The organism is Agarivorans sp. QJM3NY_29, assembly GCF_050870835.2.
GTDB lineage: Bacteria > Pseudomonadota > Gammaproteobacteria > Enterobacterales > Celerinatantimonadaceae > Agarivorans.
Map to the genome: position 1 here is coordinate 375,898 of NZ_CP194036.2, position 18,554 is coordinate 394,451.

12 protein-coding genes and 1 pseudogene are annotated in these 18,554 nt (G+C 46.0%); 5 read left to right on the forward strand and 8 right to left on the reverse strand.

The features are described from left to right. Positions 1 to 1,254: 1,254 nt before the first annotated feature. A pseudogene (locus ACRRS0_RS01720) lies at positions 1,255 to 2,161 on the reverse strand (IS5 family transposase). Between the two features lie 196 nt (positions 2,162 to 2,357). Here ACRRS0_RS01720 and ACRRS0_RS01725 point away from each other — a divergent pair. Then, positions 2,358 to 2,507 carry a hypothetical protein gene (locus ACRRS0_RS01725; protein WP_432454932.1) on the forward strand — a complete coding sequence of 50 codons (150 nt, stop codon included), beginning with the start codon at positions 2,358 to 2,360 and terminating at the stop codon, positions 2,505 to 2,507. 4 nt (positions 2,508 to 2,511) lie between these two features. Here ACRRS0_RS01725 and ACRRS0_RS01730 read toward each other — a convergent pair whose 3' ends face one another. From ACRRS0_RS01730 to ACRRS0_RS01745, 4 genes are read right to left on the reverse strand one after another with little or no spacing between them, the layout of a single operon-like run. Continuing rightward, positions 2,512 to 4,023: a CoA-acylating methylmalonate-semialdehyde dehydrogenase gene (locus tag ACRRS0_RS01730; protein ID WP_432454931.1), complete on the reverse strand. Its 1,512-nt coding sequence runs from the start codon at positions 4,021 to 4,023 to the stop codon at positions 2,512 to 2,514. A gap of 19 nt (positions 4,024 to 4,042) precedes the next feature. After that, positions 4,043 to 4,939, reverse strand: coding sequence for a myo-inosose-2 dehydratase (gene iolE, locus ACRRS0_RS01735; RefSeq protein ID WP_432454930.1), 897 nt, complete (start codon positions 4,937 to 4,939; stop codon positions 4,043 to 4,045). Positions 4,940 to 4,955: 16 nt separating this feature from the next. Then, complete coding sequence (iolD, locus tag ACRRS0_RS01740) at positions 4,956 to 6,809, reverse strand: 3D-(3,5/4)-trihydroxycyclohexane-1,2-dione acylhydrolase (decyclizing) (RefSeq protein WP_432454929.1); 1,854 nt, start codon at positions 6,807 to 6,809, stop codon at positions 4,956 to 4,958. 12 nt (positions 6,810 to 6,821) lie between these two features. Continuing rightward, on the reverse strand, positions 6,822 to 8,729 hold the full coding sequence (locus tag ACRRS0_RS01745; protein ID WP_432454928.1) for a bifunctional 5-dehydro-2-deoxygluconokinase/5-dehydro-2-deoxyphosphogluconate aldolase: 1,908 nt from the start codon (positions 8,727 to 8,729) through the stop codon (positions 6,822 to 6,824). A gap of 598 nt (positions 8,730 to 9,327) precedes the next feature. Here ACRRS0_RS01745 and ACRRS0_RS01750 point away from each other — a divergent pair. The 4 genes from ACRRS0_RS01750 (at position 9,328) to ACRRS0_RS01765 (ending at position 14,132) form a co-directional block, all read left to right on the forward strand. Then, positions 9,328 to 10,335 carry a sugar ABC transporter substrate-binding protein gene (locus ACRRS0_RS01750; RefSeq protein ID WP_432454927.1) on the forward strand — a complete coding sequence of 336 codons (1,008 nt, stop codon included), beginning with the start codon at positions 9,328 to 9,330 and terminating at the stop codon, positions 10,333 to 10,335. A gap of 160 nt (positions 10,336 to 10,495) precedes the next feature. After that, positions 10,496 to 11,989: a sugar ABC transporter ATP-binding protein gene (locus tag ACRRS0_RS01755; protein ID WP_432454926.1), complete on the forward strand. Its 1,494-nt coding sequence runs from the start codon at positions 10,496 to 10,498 to the stop codon at positions 11,987 to 11,989. Between the two features lie 58 nt (positions 11,990 to 12,047). After that, complete coding sequence (locus tag ACRRS0_RS01760; RefSeq protein WP_432454925.1) at positions 12,048 to 13,067, forward strand: ABC transporter permease; 1,020 nt, start codon at positions 12,048 to 12,050, stop codon at positions 13,065 to 13,067. A 237-nt stretch (positions 13,068 to 13,304) separates the two neighbouring features. Then, a complete protein-coding gene (locus ACRRS0_RS01765) occupies positions 13,305 to 14,132 on the forward strand; it encodes a MurR/RpiR family transcriptional regulator (RefSeq protein ID WP_432454924.1) in 828 nt (275 codons plus the stop codon). A gap of 99 nt (positions 14,133 to 14,231) precedes the next feature. Here the strand turns inward: ACRRS0_RS01765 and iolG are convergent, their stop codons facing one another. From iolG to ACRRS0_RS01780, 3 genes are all read right to left on the reverse strand, one after another. Next, positions 14,232 to 15,215 (reverse strand): inositol 2-dehydrogenase, encoded by a 984-nt coding sequence (iolG, locus tag ACRRS0_RS01770; RefSeq protein WP_432454923.1) that lies wholly within the window; start codon positions 15,213 to 15,215, stop codon positions 14,232 to 14,234. Between the two features lie 117 nt (positions 15,216 to 15,332). After that, positions 15,333 to 16,151, reverse strand: a complete 819-nt coding sequence (gene iolB, locus ACRRS0_RS01775; RefSeq protein ID WP_432454922.1) for a 5-deoxy-glucuronate isomerase — start codon at positions 16,149 to 16,151, stop codon at positions 15,333 to 15,335. Positions 16,152 to 16,764: 613 nt separating this feature from the next. Then, positions 16,765 to 18,501, reverse strand: coding sequence for an HD domain-containing phosphohydrolase (locus ACRRS0_RS01780; protein ID WP_432454921.1), 1,737 nt, complete (start codon positions 18,499 to 18,501; stop codon positions 16,765 to 16,767). Between the last annotated feature and the right edge of the window lie 53 nt (positions 18,502 to 18,554).

Sequence of the window (18,554 nt, forward strand, 5' to 3'; positions counted from 1 at the left end):
GCGATTTCATCACTCAGATGAGTATGTCTAGAGTTCAGTCAGTATTGCTCAAGCCTTTCTTTATAAGAAAGCTGTAACGCAACTTCTTGTCGAACTTTAGCTAGTGTTTATCGTTACTTTAGAAGGCTTTACAGAGCTTACTGGATGGCCTAACTATGCCTTTACCAACGCAACAATTTACAAAGATAAATAGACCTAGTCATAAGCTTCGTTTGGTGTACTTTGCTTAGCCGAATGAGTAAATTAATGTCAGGTTTACTTCAGGTAGTCGAACTCCTGTTCGCTTATTTATTGAGCCCAGAATATCTATGATTGATAGGCCCTCCTTATTTTTGATTAATGTCCATATTTATTTAAGTAAATATACTTTTAGTCGGCGGCTACAAAATAAATTAAATTTTTTATATCTTTTTGTGGATGAATTTATTGTATTTATCTCGCCTTGTAATCAAATCACCTAATATTTCGAATATTCCCTATGAACGATGATAATAATTTTTGGCTTATATATTTGGGTGAATCGGTTCATCATTTGGTAATGAACGTTTTATAGCTTGATAAATGTAGAAGCTAAGTATCTTAACAAAAACCAAAATATTAATGATTTTAACTATATCTATATTTTTTTAACTCGCCAACCCCCCTCTTCGTTTCTAAGTACGCCTATCTTTGCTTTTCATCAGCGGCCTTAACTTATTTGTATAGAAAACACATAATTAATGACGATTTTGTTTTTATAATGAAGTGGATAATAGGCATCAAGCAAGTTAAATCAGGCTTGATTTATAATTATTGAGTCAAGTTAATTTTAATGTAATTCATTGTTTTTATTTGATTTTTTATTTATTTGTAATTGATTTTTTTAATCGTTACATTAATTTATTCGCGTGGAAGTATTCTTTCACTTGTATGCTGCACTTAGTTTATATAAATATATAATGTAAACTTATCGATACAGGTGAGTTGCTAGTTAATTGTTTTTACTAGTTCTTGTGAGTGCTCGAATGATTTTTTATTTGCTGTTTGTTTTATTTTTAGTTCGGTTTATAGGTTTTTAATTTCTTACTGGTTGGTATTTAATTGTTGGATCTAATTTCGCTATTGAATCTAAATTGACTGCGTTGTTTCCTAAAATAATTTATCACTATCAGATGCATCTAAATGACGCTGAATCCTCACTCTCATTGGCCACTTCAGTGGCGTTGTTGGTCAACTCCCAGCTTAAGGCGCAGCCATCCTAGGCTGTTCCGCTATTTAGCCAGTTAACTGACGAACAGGCATATCTAGACTCGTCATTCTGTTTACCGCCCCTACACTTGCCATCATTTCTCCCACTTGCGTATTGTAATGACACAAGCTCTGTTTTCCACTTAGCAGCCGTGTGTAACGGTGCATCGCCGTCTCGGATAATGAGCGCTCATAGTAGCCCGATTGGTTTTTCCACTCTTCAGCATTTCATTCTTTAGCGCTTTAAGCTCTTGACTACAAGGGGGGGGCTTTCTTCCCTGCAACTGGCGTTTTTGCTTGCGGGATGGCAGGAATAACGCCTTTGCGTTTCAATCGCGTATAACAGTGCTTGGTCGCATCGACACCATCTGCTGAGACTTGGATTATTTTACGACGAAGCGGATTTGAGAGTGTCGATAAACGTTGCCATCATGCTCTGAATTGAGCGAAGCCACCATGCTCACCACTTCATGTGTATCTGCATCGACAGCAAGATGAACTTTACGCCATATTCGGCGCTTTTCCTTTCCATGCTTGCGAACCCTCGATTCGCCTTCAGCAAACACTTTTAGGTCCGTTGAATCAATCACGAGGAGGTTAATTGGGCCTCTATTGCGTCAGCGATAGCTCACATTCACGGTTTTTGTTGGTTTACGAATACAGCTGTAGTCAGGTGATTGAAGGTCGACATTCATCAGTAGGAATATAGAGTTGATAAGGCCTACCAAGGTGCCAAGCGGAAGCTTAAACATAGTTTCTATCATCAGTGCAGTGCAGTGCATGCCGTGCCGATGGCGGTATTACTATCGGTGTCGCCGCGATCTCGACGACCAGTTGCGTGTTGACTCATTCAGCCAACAGTAATTGAACCTCACTAGGTTAAGGCCATGTTGTATTGCTTCCAGTTAATGATGTTGCTTTTTACTTTGTCTATGGCACGACCTAAATGTAGCGGCTTAACGATTAGATCGCGGAAAGCCCGAAAGGTTCATTCTAATTTAGGCAACAACGCCGTTTGTCATCTCTGGCTAGGATTTGACTGGTCGTTCGATATTAGGCTGGTTGATTTTGAAGAATTATCAGTTGAGACCGTCTTTGATGTAGGGAGCATAAACCGTCACAGGCGTGATATGAAACCTGCTGAACGGCAGTGTATGCGTCGTCTGGTTTTGGCCTCCGTTTACGTTATCCATCAGTTAAAAGTGATGGGCATTTCTCTTCGGCTACCGATAAAAATACCCGGTAAACCGGGTATTGATGAGTCGTGGACGACCGCTTAGTTCACTAATCCATGGTTGGCATTACAAACGTGCTGCTATGTTGCTCTAAACGGACGCTAGTTGGCCAACGACTGGTAACTGTTTTCATACGGGTATAAAAGCGCACTCCGTCGTTGCCGTGGACATTGAGCGGCCCAAAAATAGAGCGCTTCCAGCCCCCGAAACTGTGGAAGGCCATCGGTACTGGAATGGGCACATTCACGCCGATCATCCCGACTTGAACATCTTCACTAAACTGACGGGCGGTCTCACCATCACGGGTAAAGATAGCGGTGCCATTGCCGTACTCATGACGATTGATTAGGGCCAGAGCAGTGTCGTAATCGCTGACACGCACAATTGCCAGTACCGGACCAAAAATTTCTTCTTGATAGAGGGTCATCTCCGGGGTGACCTGATCGATCAGAGTTGGGCCCACAAAATAACCAGCCTCGTGACCAGCTACGCTGAAGTTTCGACCGTCTACCACAATGCTTGCCCCTTGGCTTTCCCCTGAGCTGATATATTGATAGATCTTCTGCTTATGTGGTTCGGAAATCACCGGCCCCATGTCGTTTTCTGGTCCATCGACAATGCCCGGTCCAACTCGCATCTGGGCGATTTTATGTTGCAGGTTTTCAAGCAAGGCATCACCAATTTCATCGCCAACTACAACCGCCACTGACAGGGCCATGCAGCGCTCACCTGCGGCGCCAAAAGCGGCTCCCATGATGGCACTCGCTGCCATTTCCAGATCGGCATCGGGCATCAAGATACAGTGATTTTTGGCGCCGCCTAAGGCCTGACAACGTTTACCATGGGCAGATGCGGTAGCGTAAATATATTCGGCTATCGGGGTGGAACCAACAAAGCTGACCGCTTGCACGCGAGGGTCGCTTAATAGCACATCGACCGCTTGTTTGTCGCCGTTGACTACATTAAACACGCCATCGGGGAGTCCCGCCTCTTTGAGCAGTTCTGCCATGATCAGGCTGAGTGAGGGATCTTTTTCCGAAGGCTTTAGTACAAAGCTATTACCGGTTGCCAGTGCGATCGGGAACATCCACATCGGCACCATTGCGGGGAAGTTGAATGGTGTAATCCCGACGCAAACTCCCAGCGGCTGCATTAAGGAATGACTATCCACACCCGTTCCGACATTGGCAGAGTGTTCGCCTTTTTGTAAATGTGGAATACCACAAGCAAATTCAACCACCTCTAAACCCCGAGTGACTTCGCCGACGGCATCGGAGTATATTTTACCGTGTTCATTGGAGATCACGCGAGCTAGGCGATCGATGTTTTGTTCCAGTAAGCCTTTAAATTTGAACATCACTCGAGAGCGTTTTAAAGGCGAAGTTTTGGCCCACGCAGGAAAGGCATTTTCGGCAGCGGCAATCGCTTCTCTAGTTTCTTCCGCACTGCTTAAGGCGACTTGTTTAGTCTGCTCGCCAGTCGCGGGATTGTAGATAGCAGCCAAGCGCTGACTGCGAGTTTCACGGATTTGACCGTGGATAAAATTCTGAACGGTTTCCATTATTAATCCTTAGTTGGCCCTAGTGATTGAATAAGCCAGCATCAGCGGCCATTTGATTGAGATTTTTGTAACCCAACTTGGCGTAGGTGAGGGGATGCGCAATGGCAGGATCTTGTTCTGCTTCGACCACCAGCCAGCCTTGATATTGATGTGCAGCCAAGACTTGCAGAATCGGCGGATAGTCCACACCACCGTCTCCAGGAACGGTAAAAACACCATCTAGGACCGCGTCAAGAAAGCTGGTTTTACGGTTTTTAACATCAGCGAGGATATCCAGACGAATGTCTTTGGTATGGACATGATTGATCCGATGGGCCCATTTTTTAGCGACTTTCAGCGGGTCGTCACCAGCAAACACAAGATGACCAGTATCCAGCAATAAGCCGACTTCATCCCCGGTGTGTTGCATTAGTTGGTCGATATCTGCGGCTGATTCAATCACCGTTCCCATATGATGGTGATAGGCAACCTGAACCCCCTGGCTTCGGGTGTAGCGTGCAAATTCGGTGAGCTTCTTACCATAGTCCTGCCATTGCTCGGCTGGGAATTGCGGACGAAGGTGGACAGGGGTGTCCTGTTTACCGTGGATACAGTGGGTGACCTCGGCAAATACCATCACCTTGGCTCCGAGTTCGCGAAGTAAGGTGAGATGGTCTTGAACTGCCTCAATTTCTTGCTCCACGCTACGGCTTAGCAGCTCTCCCGAATACCACCCCGAGACTAATTGAAGCTGGTGTTGAGCAAGAATGGGGCCTAATACACTGGCTTCACGAGGGAATTTATTTCCCAACTCAAATCCACTGAAACCAGCTAATACACCTTCTGAGAGGCAAGTTTCTAAGGGGGTTTCGGCACCTAAAGACGGTAGATCATCATTGGTCCAGGTGAGTGGGTTAATTCCAATTTGTACGGTCATTATTGCTGCCCTCCTATTAAATTATTTGACGTTGTTTTGCTGCTTCATAGCGTTGACGTGCGGCGCGAACGGGTTCGCGAACCGAGACTTCCGGTATCGCCACTTCCCACCAGGAACCGCCCGATTCCGTGGTGCTAAGTGGATCGGTGTCCAAGCTAATCACATAGCTGATGGGAGAAGCCTTCGCGCGCTGTAAAGCTTGTTCAAGCGCTGAAATGTTGGTCACTTGCTCAGCCTGTGCACCTAACGAACGGGCATGCGCCGCAAAATCGGTTTTTGGGGCACCCTGTTCGACGCTATTACAATCTTGCAGTAGATTATTAAACCCGGCGCCGCCACAAGCTTGTTGTAAACGGTTGATACAGCCATAACCGCGATTATCAAGAACCACAATAATCAGCTTCTGCCCCAGCATCACCGAAGTGGCAATTTCAGAATTAAGCATTAGGTAAGAGCCGTCGCCGACCATCACAAAGATTTCCGATTCTGGTTTTGCCATTTTAACCCCAAGACCCCCGGCAATTTCGTAGCCCATACAAGAGAAGCCATATTCGAGGTGATAACCTTTGTCGTAGCGGGTACGCCATAGCTTATGCAGTTCACCGGGTAAGCCACCGGCGGCACATACCACGATATCTTGCTCGCCAGCGCTGCGGTTCACCGCCCCAATAACTTCTGCATCGGTAGGCAGAGAGCTGTGGCGATCGGTCATGGCAATCGATACGGTTTGATTCCATTGCTGACGGTACTGTTCGGCTTGGTCGCGCCAGTCGGCAGTGCTGCTCCAACCGTCTAATGCCGTATGTAGCAGCGGTAGAACCCGTTTAGCATCTGCAACCAAGGCTTGGCTGTAATGTTTGCTGGCGTCGAAGCCGTTGATATTAATGGATATGATGCGAGCATCGGCCTTGAACAAGGCCCGCGAACTAGAGGTAAAGTCTTGCAAACGGGTGCCAACAGCAATCACCACGTCGGCTTCTTTGGCCAGGTGGTTGACGGCTTCGGAACCAGTGACGCCAATCGCCCCCAGATTGCAGACGTGATCCCAAGGTAAAGCACCCTTACCTGCCTGGGTTTCACCAACTGGCAGCTGATAAGCTTCGACAAAGGCTTTAAATTCGGCGGTGGCTTCGGAGTAGTGAATCCCTCCTCCTGCGATCACCAGTGGTTGCTTGGCCTGTTGTAGCAACGCCACTGCTTGGGCTAGTTCAAATTCGTCGGCTCCCATGCGGCGAACATGATGAATTTTCTCGGCAAAGAAATGCTCGGGGTAGTCAAAGGCCATGGTTTGCACATCTTGTGGTAGCGCCAAGGTGACTGGTCCACATTCGACCGGATCGGTGAGTACTCGCATCGCTTGCGGTAAGCTGTTGAGCAATTGTTCTGGCCGGGTGATGCGATCGAAAAAACGACTGACCGGTTTGAAGCAATCGTTGGGCGTGATGGTGGCATCGCTCCAGTTTTCGATTTGCTGTAATACCGGATCGGGTTCGCGAGTGGCAAAGGTATCACCCGGTAACAGTAAAATAGGCAGCCGATTTACATGGGCGAGAGCGGCTGCGGTGACCATATTCAGAGCCCCTGGACCGACCGAACTGGTTGCGGCCATCATGCGTCGGCGATTATTCGCTTTAGCAAAAGCGATGGCACTGTGGGCCATCGCCTGTTCATTATGGGCTCGATAAGTTGGTAAGCTGTCGTTGACGTGATACAGGGCTTCGCCTAGTCCGGCGACATTACCGTGGCCAAAAATGGCAAATACCCCGTGGAAAATCGCTTGAATTTCACCGTCAATCTCAACTTTCTGTGCCTGCATAAACTTCACCAAGGCTTGAGCCATGGTTAAACGCACGGTTTTTGCTGTTGTCATCTGAATTTCCTCTTAGCCGCGTTCACGCCACATGCGTATTAGGCTATGGTAATTGCGTTTGATCTGTTGGTTCAGTTGTTGGGCGCCAATTTCCCCCGCCAGCCAAGCTTGTGCAGGCTTGCCAAAAATGGTGCGCCCCACCGCAAAGCCTTTAACTAGTTTGCTGGGTGCGGCTTGATTAAAGCCTGCTCGTAATTCTTCTTCGGGTGCATCTAGACCAAGTAGGACCACCCCGTGACAGTGGGGATCGCGTTCTGCGATGAGCGTTTCAATTTGTCGCCAGCTATCGCTTTGCATGGGTGGAAGTTTCCACCAATCTGGTTTCACTCCCAAGTTATAGAAGCGCTGCATGGCGCGCAGGTACAGCGAGTCGTTACGAGCCATATCGGCGGGTAGAATGACTTCTAACAGCATTTCATGGCCCGATTGACAACAGGCGGCGTACACCTCTTGGATCTGCTTCTCCTGTGCGAGGCGCAGTGGGTGGGCATCTTCTGGATGAAAGAACACTAAACATTTTACGATGTGCTCCAGCGGCCATTCGATGAGTTGTGAACCAATATTGCCGTGTTCCATCGCCAGTGGTCGTGAACCTGGAAGCTCTACCGGTCTGGCAATCCACCAGTCGCTTCCGGTGACTTCATTTAATACCCTTTGACCAAAGCGGCTATCACATAGAATGCCTGCTTTTCCTTGTAGCTCTGCTTCTGCGGTAACTTCTTGGCAAGCTTTAAAAATCAATTGCTTTAGGGGAGCAATAAGGCTGAGGTCGGCACCTGCTTCACGCGCCATTTCGACAAACTGGATCCGGTGATCAAAGGCCAATATGCATAACTCTCCCCAGCTTCTATCGCGGGTAGTGACGCGGTGGAGATGGTTTAAGTGTGGATCTAAATCTGGACGTGGCACTACTGCGGCACGCGACAGATAATCATCGAGCTCTTCTTTACTAGGCATCGCTGGCGCGCAACCGTGGCGTGACACCACTAAGGCACCGCAGGCATTGGCGTAAGCGCCCGCTTGTTGCCAGCTTTCATCATTTAGGTAACCGCGTAATAAGCCGGACATAAAGGCATCGCCAGCGCCAAGTACGTTTAATACATCCACTTGTACGCCTAAGGCGTTAATACCTGCATCTAGATTGTTGGGGATAGCTTCGGTAAATATTGAGCACCCCAAGGTTCCGCGTTTGCAAACAAGCGTTGCATTGGATACTTCACGGACGCTTGTTAACGCGCTAAGGGTGTCGGTTGACCCTCCGGCAATATGGATCTCTTCCTCTGTCCCGACAATCAGGTCGAATAAACCTAATACCTCTTGTAATTGGCGGGTAACTTCCGTTGATTGGATAAAGCGTGTCTCTCCATCACCCAGTGATGTAAGGCCCCAAAGCACCGGTCGATAATCAATATCCAGTGCGGTTTTTACGCCGTGTTTACGCGCATATTTGAGAGCGGTTATTACGGCTTCGCGTGTGTTTGGGTGAGACAGGTGAGTCCCGGTAATTGCTAAGCATCGGGCGGAGGCAATATAGCCTTCGTCGACATCATCTGCACGAATCGCCATATCGGCGCAGTTATCACGATAGAAAATGAGCGGGAAGGTGTCTTCATCTTTAATACCCAAAATAACTAGTGCTGTGAGGCGTTCTTTATCGGTGATAAGGTGACTGGTATCAACGCCCACACGCTGTAGTTCTTCACGTAAGAAACGTCCCATGTGTTCATCACCAACCCGTGCGAACATTGAAGACTTCAGTCCTTGGCGGGCGGTCCCATAGGCGACATTCCCGGAAGATCCGCCTAAGTATTTGGAAAAAGAGCCCATATCTTCCAAACGTGCGCCTATTTGTTGACCATAGAAGTCAACCGCCACTCGCCCCATACAAATCAGATCAAGCTTCTTATCAAGAGCCTTCATTGTTTCGTCACTCCTTAAAAACGTGTTGGTTTCTCACCTAGGATACTTAGCTAGCATCCGCTTTATCTTACACCCTATATGAAATATATATTTCGAATCAAAGTCAATGCGAAATATTTAATCTGAAGTGTGATCGGTGATCTGTTTTTCGTTCATTACCATAAAATCGAAGGGCAAATGATTTCATTTTTGACTCGCAATTATCGCTTAAAACGAGACTTTAATAAGTGGAATGAAAATTCCACAAAGACTTATCGGTAACAATAATAAATCCTCGCAATTACTATTTACCACTTTAAATTAATTAAAATCAATTAGTTAGTTGTTATTTTTAAAATAGAATATAAATTTCAATGAGACCAGCTTAACACTTTTAACAATTAAGAAACATTGGGGCTGGTTATATTTACAACATCATTTTATAGTTCAATACCAAGGGCAAATAATTACTATTCAAGACTTTCGGCAAGGCTTTTACTAGCTTATACGCCATAAGAATTGAAATTTTTGTATGAAATACAGGACGTTCTATCGTTCAATGTGAAATGAAAATTTCATTTTGAGTCCTGATGGTTGATCAATAACAAAGGAGATATTCATGCCATCATTTAAACAATACCTCACCCGGGGGCTTAGTCCCGTGAGACAACTCATGACAATGAGCTTCTCTATGCTTAAAGGTGTTTTGGTTGTCGCAGGCTTTTTGCTGCTGACGGCTTGTGGTCAAGAAGAGGCGAAAAGTGATGTCACCCGGATCGGTGTGGCGATCCCTAATTTTGACGATACCTTCATGGTGTATATGAAAGATGCCATGGACAAATATGCTAAGCAGCAAAATGGAAAAGTTGAACTGTTGTTTGTTGATGCGAAGGAAGACACCGCCAAACAATTGGGTCAGGTTGAAAACTTTATTGTTCAGAAAATGGATGCGATTGTCTTAGTGCCAGTGAACACCGAAGCAACGCAGCCGATGACTGATAGCATCGTGAAGGCGGGTATTAAACTGGTTTATTTGAATCGTCGTCCGTCTTACCTCCCGCAAGGAGTGTCTTATGTGGGATCCGAAGAGTTGAAGTTTGGTGAAACTCAAGCAGCCTATGCCGCGAAAGCTAAAGAAGGTGGCAATGTTGGGATCTTAATGGGGATGTTGACTCAAGAAGCGGCGATTATGCGAACCAAGGGTGTCGAAGATTATTTCGCCGATAAACCTAAGTTTAAGGTGGTACGTAAACAAACCGGTTTATGGCAGCGTACCCAAGGGATGTCGGTCATGGAAAACTGGCTGAATTCTGGCGATAAGCTCGACATCATTTTAGCCAACAATGATGACATGGCTTTGGGTGCCATTCAGGCCTTGCAAGCCGCCGGTAAACTTGATGACACATTAGTGGTTGGTGTTGATGCAACACCCGATGGTTTGACGGCGGTTAAAAGTGGTGCGTTGAATGCCACGGTATTCCAAGACGGTTCGGGTCAAGCCCGTGCGGCGATTGATACTGCGGTTGATGCTGTAAAAGGGAAACCGCATGAGCAGATTACTTGGATCCCAGCAGAACTCGTCACCAAAGATAATTTGGCTGCCTTTGAAGCCAAACATAAAAGCTAAATTGTGCGTCGCAAACGCTCACGTGATACCAATCTAGACAAGTCAATGTTTAAAGCGCGCAGCGGCTTGTTTAGCTTGGTCACACGCTAGTCATTTATGTTGTGGCTCTATTCCATGTTTCTATAGTTGCTGTGGTGGAGCCCTTTGGGGAGTATTCAATATGAGTCAAGTTTTACTCGAAATGCGTGGTATCACCAAGAGTTTTCCGGGTGTCAAAGCATTAGACAATGTTCGGTTGACCTTAAGAGAAGGTCGCGTTATGGCCTTGATGGGAGAAAATGGCGCTGGTAAATCCACACTGATGAAGGTGATGTTTGGTATTTATCAACGCGATAGTGGCAACATTTTTTATCGAGGAAAAGCGGTTGAATTTTCTGGGGCTAAAGATGCCTTAGAAGCTGGGGTTTCGATGATTCATCAGGAATTATCGCCGATCCTCCACCGTAGTATTGCTGAAAACATATGGTTAGGACGAGAGCCGTTAAAAGGCCCGTTAAAACTGATTGACCATCCAAAAATGTATCGTGATACAGAAGCCTTGTTGGAAAAACTCGATCTTCATTTAGACCCAAGAACGCCGATGGTCGATCTGACGGTGGCCACCATACAAATGGTGGAGATTGCCAAGGCCATTTCCTACAACTCAGAGATTATCATTATGGATGAACCGACTTCGGCGCTGACCGATAAAGAAGTCGCTCACCTATTTAAGATCATCGATATGCTGAAGTCTCGAGCTTGTGCGGTGGTTTATATTAGCCACAAAATGGATGAGATTTTTCGTATTTGCGATGATATCACGGTGTTTCGTGACGGGTGCTTTATCGGTGAACGTGAGGCCAAAGACACGAATAATGACGAATTGGTGCAAATGATGGTGGGGCGAGATCTGGGGGATGTTTTTCCACCACCAACCGCTAAACCGGGCAAAACTCGCTTAGAAGTGCGTGATCTGACGGTTAAAGGTTCATTTGAGAGTGTTAGCTTTGATCTTCGTGAGGGAGAGATCCTCGGGATCGCAGGATTAGTTGGCGCGGGACGAACCGAGCTAATTGAAACCTTGTTTGGGGTGCGTCAAAAAGATGCGGGCTTGATTCGTATCAATGGCAACGAGGTGGATATTAAAACACCGCAAGATGCGATTCGCCATAAAATGGCATTTTTGACCGAAGATCGACGCCAATCGGGCTTGTACCTGATGCTGGATATCTTTGCCAATACCTCGATTGCCCACCTCGATGCCTACCGTAACAAAGTAGTGAATGTCTTAGATGTTCGGAAAATGCGTACCGACAGTGCCGAGCATTGTAAGAAGCTCAAGGTTAAAACCCCTGATATGCATGAAACCATCGATAACCTCAGTGGTGGAAATCAACAAAAAGTATTGCTGGCGCGTTGGATGCTGACCAAGCCGGACATTTTGTTTCTTGATGAACCGACTCGCGGTATCGATGTTGGTGCGAAATCAGAAATTTACAAATTAATGCGCTTACTAACGGGAATGGGGAAGAGCCTGGTGATGATCTCATCCGAACTGCCAGAAGTGATGGGGATGAGTGATCATATTCTGGTGATGCATGAAGGTCAGCTTAAAGGTGCCGTCGCAGGTTCTGATGCCTCCCAACAAAAAATTATGACGATGGCGCTGAGCTAGCTTTCAGAGTGTGAAAAGAAAGCTAAGTAGCTAGAAAAACTATTTAAGGAATAGAGTGATGATTGCGAAACTGCTTAAGGCGAGCCCCAGTGTTGAGGCGTCGAACAACAATATGAAACGTTTTGTTTCTAAGTACGCGATTTATGTCGTCTTTGTCGCCATGTGTATCGTGATGTCGATTTTATCACCGGTGTTTCTTTCGGTTGCTAATTTATTGAACGTTGCGACTCAGATGGCCAGTGTTGGTCTGTTGGCCTTGGGTGTGACAATTATTATTATCACCCGCGGCATCGACCTTTCTTCGGGATCTGTTTTGGCGGTGGCTGCGGTGGTGTCTGCCAGTATGGCGCAAACTATCGATTGGGGGATGCGGATGTATCCTAATATGCCGGAACTGCCGGTTATTGTTCCAATTCTAGCGGCATTAGCGGTCGGCGCAGTGTGTGGTTACATTAATGGTGCCTTGATTGCCTATACCAGGCTCCCGCCCTTTATTGCGACTTTGGGGATGATGATCGTTGCTCGTGGCGCTGCGCTGTTGTATTCCGATGGCCGCCCGATTAGCAGCCTGACAAGTTCCTACCAATGGATTGGCCAGGGGAATATTCTAGGAGTCCCGGTACCGATCCTGATTTTCATTGCACTTGCAGTGTTATCCTACATTTTGTTGAACTATACCCGATTTGGTAAGTACGCTTACGCGATTGGTGGCAACGAGACTGCCGCTTATGTATCGGGTATTAATGTCACAAAGTACAAGATTTTGGTGTATACCTATGCCGGCACGCTGGCAGGGATTGCGGCTTTGATCCTCTCTGCTCGCATTAACTCGGGTCAACCGGGTTTAGGGGTGATGTACGAGCTAGACGCGATTGCGGCTGCGACGGTTGGTGGTGTTTCTCATGCCGGTGGTATTGGTACTATTCAGGGAACTATTATCGGAACCATGATAATGGGGGTTTTACAAAACGGTCTCGATTTGCTGAATATCTCCGCATATTGGCAGCAAATTGTTAAAGGCTTGGTGATCATTGGTGCCGTTATGTTTGATATGAAACGTCACCGTAAGGGACACTAAGTTCTGTCGGTATCTAAGTGAGATGATGTAGGATCAGTTTGATGGCAATGATCCTACATTCGTTCCGATAATCGATAATCGATAATTGAGCTGCTATTCTATTCCGTCTCATCGCTCTCTTTGTTGTTTCAATCCATTCCTTATATCAAACACATTTCGAAACAAAAATTTCATTTACTTTTGGTATACGGTATATTTACGGAAAATGTATTTCAATTTTTAGTTCAGGAGAGTCTAATGAAAGCTGCCGATTCGCTGAGTGAACTGCAGGAACATATTCGTCATAATTACGCGGATCTGAGTAAACGTCTCCAGCAAGTTGCTAAGTATATCCTTGATAATTCGAATAGTGTTGCCTTTGATACGGTGGCTGTCATTGCGCAGCAAGCGGAAGTGCCGCCATCTACACTGATTCGGTTTGCCAATGCCTTTGGTTTTAGTGGTTTTAACGATATGAAACAGTTGTTTCGTCGTAATTTAGTTGAAGAGACAACCAGTTATACCGATCGGGCGCGTTTATATAAACAGCTGGAAAGTGACCCGTTACCACCGGAAACGCCGAAGGGGATTTTGGAAGAATTCGCCCGGGCAAACTGTCAGGCGATGAATCACTTAGTGTCGCAAATTTCCGAAGAAAACCTGCAGCAGGCGGTTGATATCTTACAGCGTGCGGAAAATATCTATCTGATTGGTCTACGTCGTTCGTTTAACGTGGCTTCTTATTTGACTTATGCTTTCCGGCATCTCAATAAACGGGCATTTTTAATCGATGGCTTGGGGGGGATGTTTAAAGAACAATTGAGTATGATTGGCCCAAAAGACGCCGTGGTGGCGATTAGTTTTAGTCCTTACGCTCAAGAAACGGTGATGTTGAGTGAAGTTGCATCTAAAGCGGGGGCACAGCAAATTGTGATTACCGATAGTCAGATCAGTCCTTTGGCCTCATTTAGTGATGTTTGTTTTGTGGTGAAAGAAGCTAAAGTTGACGCGTTTCGTTCTCAATCTGCATCGCTTTGTTTGGCGCAAACACTGGCGGTTTCAATGGCCTTTGAAGAGCGAGAGTAAAGTGATTGAGAGAACAAGCAAAGCCGTGTACGCGGCTTTGCTTGTTTTTATCGACAGAAAAAACTGTTTGAATCTCAAGCCTTGTCTGGTAGGAGGCGCTTATAGGGCCACAGTCATACCTGACTTGAGCGATAGTAAGGCGGCATCTGCCATTTTTAGTGCCAATTCCCCATCATCGCCTGAACATTCTGGGCTTGCGCCATTCAGCACATCCACAAAGTGTTGCCACTCTGCAATGTAAGCGTCCTTATAGCGTTCAAGGAAGAAAAGCATCGGTTTTGCTGCATGTTGCCCGGTATGTGTCCACTGGCTCACCAGACTTTCTCGTTGGTTTTCGGCTTGAAGCATCCCGAGTTCGCCATGTAACTCGAGTCGCTGATCGTAGCCATAGCCTGAGCGACGGCTATTTTGGATGACCGCCATGGCTCCCGAGGGGAAGTTGAGGATCAGTACCGCAGTATCGATATCACCCGCTTCACCAATCGCAGGATCAACTTTACAACTGCCATGCGCTGAAATTGACAGCGGGTCTTCCCCGAGAATAAAACGGGCCATATCCAAATCATGAATCGTCATGTCTCGGAAGATGCCGCCAGACACTTGACTATATTCGGCTGGTGGTGGCTCAGGATCCCGCGAGGTAATCGTGAGGGTGGCTGGTGCGCCAATCGCGCCTTGGTCCAACTGCTGTTTTAATGCCCGAAATTGAGGATCGTAGCGGCGGTTAAAGCCTACTAGGATCGGTACTTGATGGGTTTTCACTACGGCCAGGCAATCGCGGACACGGCTGATATCTAAGTCAATCGGTTTCTCACAGAAGATCGCTTTCCCTGCTTTGGCGGCAAGTTCTATTAAATCGGCGTGGGTGTCTGTTGCTGAACAAATACATACGCCATGGATCTGCTCATCTTGCATGGCTAGTTCAAGAGTCTGACGTTGCGCGCCATACTGCTGGCAGAGTTGTTCGGCATTCACATCATAGGGGTCGATCACTGAATACAAGCGTGTTTGTGGATGATTGGCAATATTGACAGCATGGACTTGTCCAATCCGTCCTGCACCGAACAGTGCGATATTAAACATGTTGTGCTCCTTAGGGGTGTGACAGAAGAAAACCCACCGTTGAACATAATTGAGCGGGTTTACGTTTGGGTAATGGGGCCTTACATAAATTAATTGAAGCTTCATTGTCGCCTCGAGTTATGCGCTGACATAGCTTGCAGAGTTAATCCAAGCGTGATCTTTTTCCCATGCAAATAACCATTTTCGAGTGGGTCCTGCCATTACATTTAAGTAGTAACTGTTATAGCCAGCAATTGTCGCTACCGGATGATAACCCTTGGGCACCATCACCACGTCTTTGTCATAGACTGCCATAGATTCATCGAGCTCACGATCATCGGTGTAAACTCGTTGCATGCAAAAGCCTTGCGGTGGATTGAGGCGGTGATAGTAGGTTTCTTCCAAATAGGTTTCGTTAGGCTCGGCATCTTGATCGTGCTTATGGCTGGGATACGAACTGGTACAACCTTCTTCGGTGTAAACTTCTACCACTAGCAGGCTATCGGCTTCTTTGCTATCGGGGAGAATATTGTGAACATAACGTTGATTTCTGCCTTGGCCTCGATGCTCTGCATCAATATGCGCTGGTGTGATCAGTCGTGTTGGATAATTTCCTTTTCCGGGTGCTTCGCAGACAGCCAACTCAAGCTTGCTATTCGCAACAATGGTCACCGCTTCGTTGATAGCGACATAGACAGCATAGGGTTTTTTCTTTTCAAAGGGACTCATACGGTCGCCAATATTAGCGAAGGTTTGTTGTGGGGTTTTGATGGTTGCCCGCCCAGAGACCAACACCAAACATTTTTCATTGTCGCTTGCGTCTAGGGTAAACGATTCACCCCGTTGCCGTTCATAGACTTTAAAACCAACATATTGCCAGCCTGCCGATTGGGGGGTGATCTCTTGGACTAATCCTTGATTGTTGTGGGGTTGATATTTAGATAACAAGCGAGGCATAAGTGAATACTCCATCGATTAAGATAAAATGTATTTTTCATTACTCTAGCCATATGGAATTAAAATTTCATTGTTAATTTTGTATTTGATGATTTTTTGTGGGCTATTTAACAAGTTTTAAACAAAGCCACCACATTTGTTAGCGCCGATTTGATTGGCGATTGCTTGAAGCGCATCTATCGATGGTTGGTGTAAACAACGAAGGATGGGCTAGCGGCATAGTGCTGTTTAAGGTGCGGTATAAATTGGCGGCCTTGACCATCGATTAAACTCAGGGAATTGACAGGAGAATATTAAACCATGGACAGGAAGTTACATTGAGGCTGAGCAAGCCACCTTGTATAACAGCTGGCTTGTTGCGTATTCGTTTCGTTGTTTAGCGCTTTAATTTAAATTGGCGAAGCAGATTATTTAGCTCTTGAGATTCCTTTGAAAGCTCAGTGGCTTTAAACAGCTTGCAGTTGATGTCTCGGGCGAAGAGCTGAGTTGCTTCAATCTTTATAGCTACATCGGTGAAGTGATAGGACTACAAGGAAAAATCCGTTGTAGCCCTATCCTAGGAAAGGAGCCTCATTTAAGATTATGTTTCCGCTGAAGGCGCTGCCTTAATGCCTTAGTCGGGATATAGATTTCGTATCGACACAAATTCATCAATGTTCTCTAGAAAAAGATCAATCAAGTTTGGGTCAAATTGTGCACCTTTACTTTGTTCGAAATACTCGATGACTTGTTCGAGAGGCCAGGCATCTTTATAGCAACGTTGGCTTTTTAATGCGTCGAATACATCAGCAATCGCCGTAATTCTGGAGTAAATATGGATCTTTTCTCCTGACTTTTTATGTGGATAACCGTTGCCATTCCAATGTTCGTGATGTTCTAGCGCGACAATGGCCGCCAACGCAATGATATCGCCATCGTCATTATGTAGCAGTTGGTAGCCAATTTGGGTATGGGTCTCCATTAATGATCTTTCTTCAGCGCTGAGCCGCCCAGGTTTATTTAAAATCGCTTCTGGAATACCAATTTTTCCTACATCGTGCATCGGGCTAATAATTTCTAATACTTCGCAATCTCTGGCCGAAAGCCCTATCAGTTTACCGAGGTGAGCCGAAAGTTTGGCCACTCGCTTCACATGGTTGCCTGTTTCCCCCGAGCGGGTTTCAATCGAGTTACCTAGCACATGAATTAATTTCTTTTGGATCTGCAGTGTTTGGCTTTGTAGGTTAACGATCTGCTTATCTTTTTTACTCATTTCTTGGCGACGTTTAAGCAGATAACTGAGTAGCACAATCACTAAAACGAGAGCAAAGATAATGCTACCCGCGATAAAAAACAGCAGGTGATTGCGTTCCCAAAATGAAATCGGTCGACCGATTACCTTTGAGTTTGTTGGCAATAATGATTCGTCGATTTGGTATTTTTTTAAGGCGTGGTATTGAAATACTGGCGCTTGATCGGAGTTTACTTCGATGGGGGTCTTAACTGGTTTTGGCAATTGTCGCCCCAAAATATCCAGCATTTGCACGCCTTGCTTGTAGGAGCCGTTGACGTAGCCTCCTAATACATCTCCTTTGAGGTAAAAGTTCCAAAGTACAAATATAGGGGCTTTGCTAGCTGCGGATAGTTCTAGTGCGGTCTTGGTATAGCCATGATAAATGTTGTTGCTCACTTCGGTATTAAAGTGAGTTAATAACACTGCATCATCAGGGGATATCTGAGCGAGAATATTGCTGGTTTGTTGCAGCGTTTTATCCCTTATTTCGACTAATTTTAAGTTGGGTAAGCCTTTTAAGGCAGTCATAATGCGCGTTCTTAATAGCTCAGAGGAAACCCCGGAATCAGCCAGATAATAAAGTTGTTTCAACTTAGGCCTGAGTCTAATAATGAGTGCTAAATTTTCTTGAATATTGTCGAGTTCAAAAAGGACGGTACCTTTGTTTGTGGTCGGGCTGAGAGTGGCTTCGAAATCACCAATGCCTGCCGCAACGGTGGGTAGATTTTTCAGATTGGGAATATCTAAACGCTTGAAAAAGCGAAGGGCGTTATCGTCGGTAAGCAGTACTCCGTCAAAATGATAATTTTGGTACTTTATTGCCAGATATTCTTTTAGTTTCTGATAGTAGGCTTGGGAGTATAAACGTTTACTATCGATATACTCGACGGATAGCTTAAGTGGGTGGGTTGCAGCATCGGCTGCGTCTCTAATGCCTCGTTGAAATTCTCGGGTCCATTCATAATCTGAGTCATAAGAATGTAATACCAGAATGTGCTGCTTTCCTTCTGCGGCGTAGCTGGTTGGGCAGGCAAGACAGAGAGTCAGTAGCAAACAATAGCGCAGAAGCTCCTTCACTTAAGTTGTCTCCTTATAACTTAGTGTGGTCAATGAAAGGCACATAGGTGCTG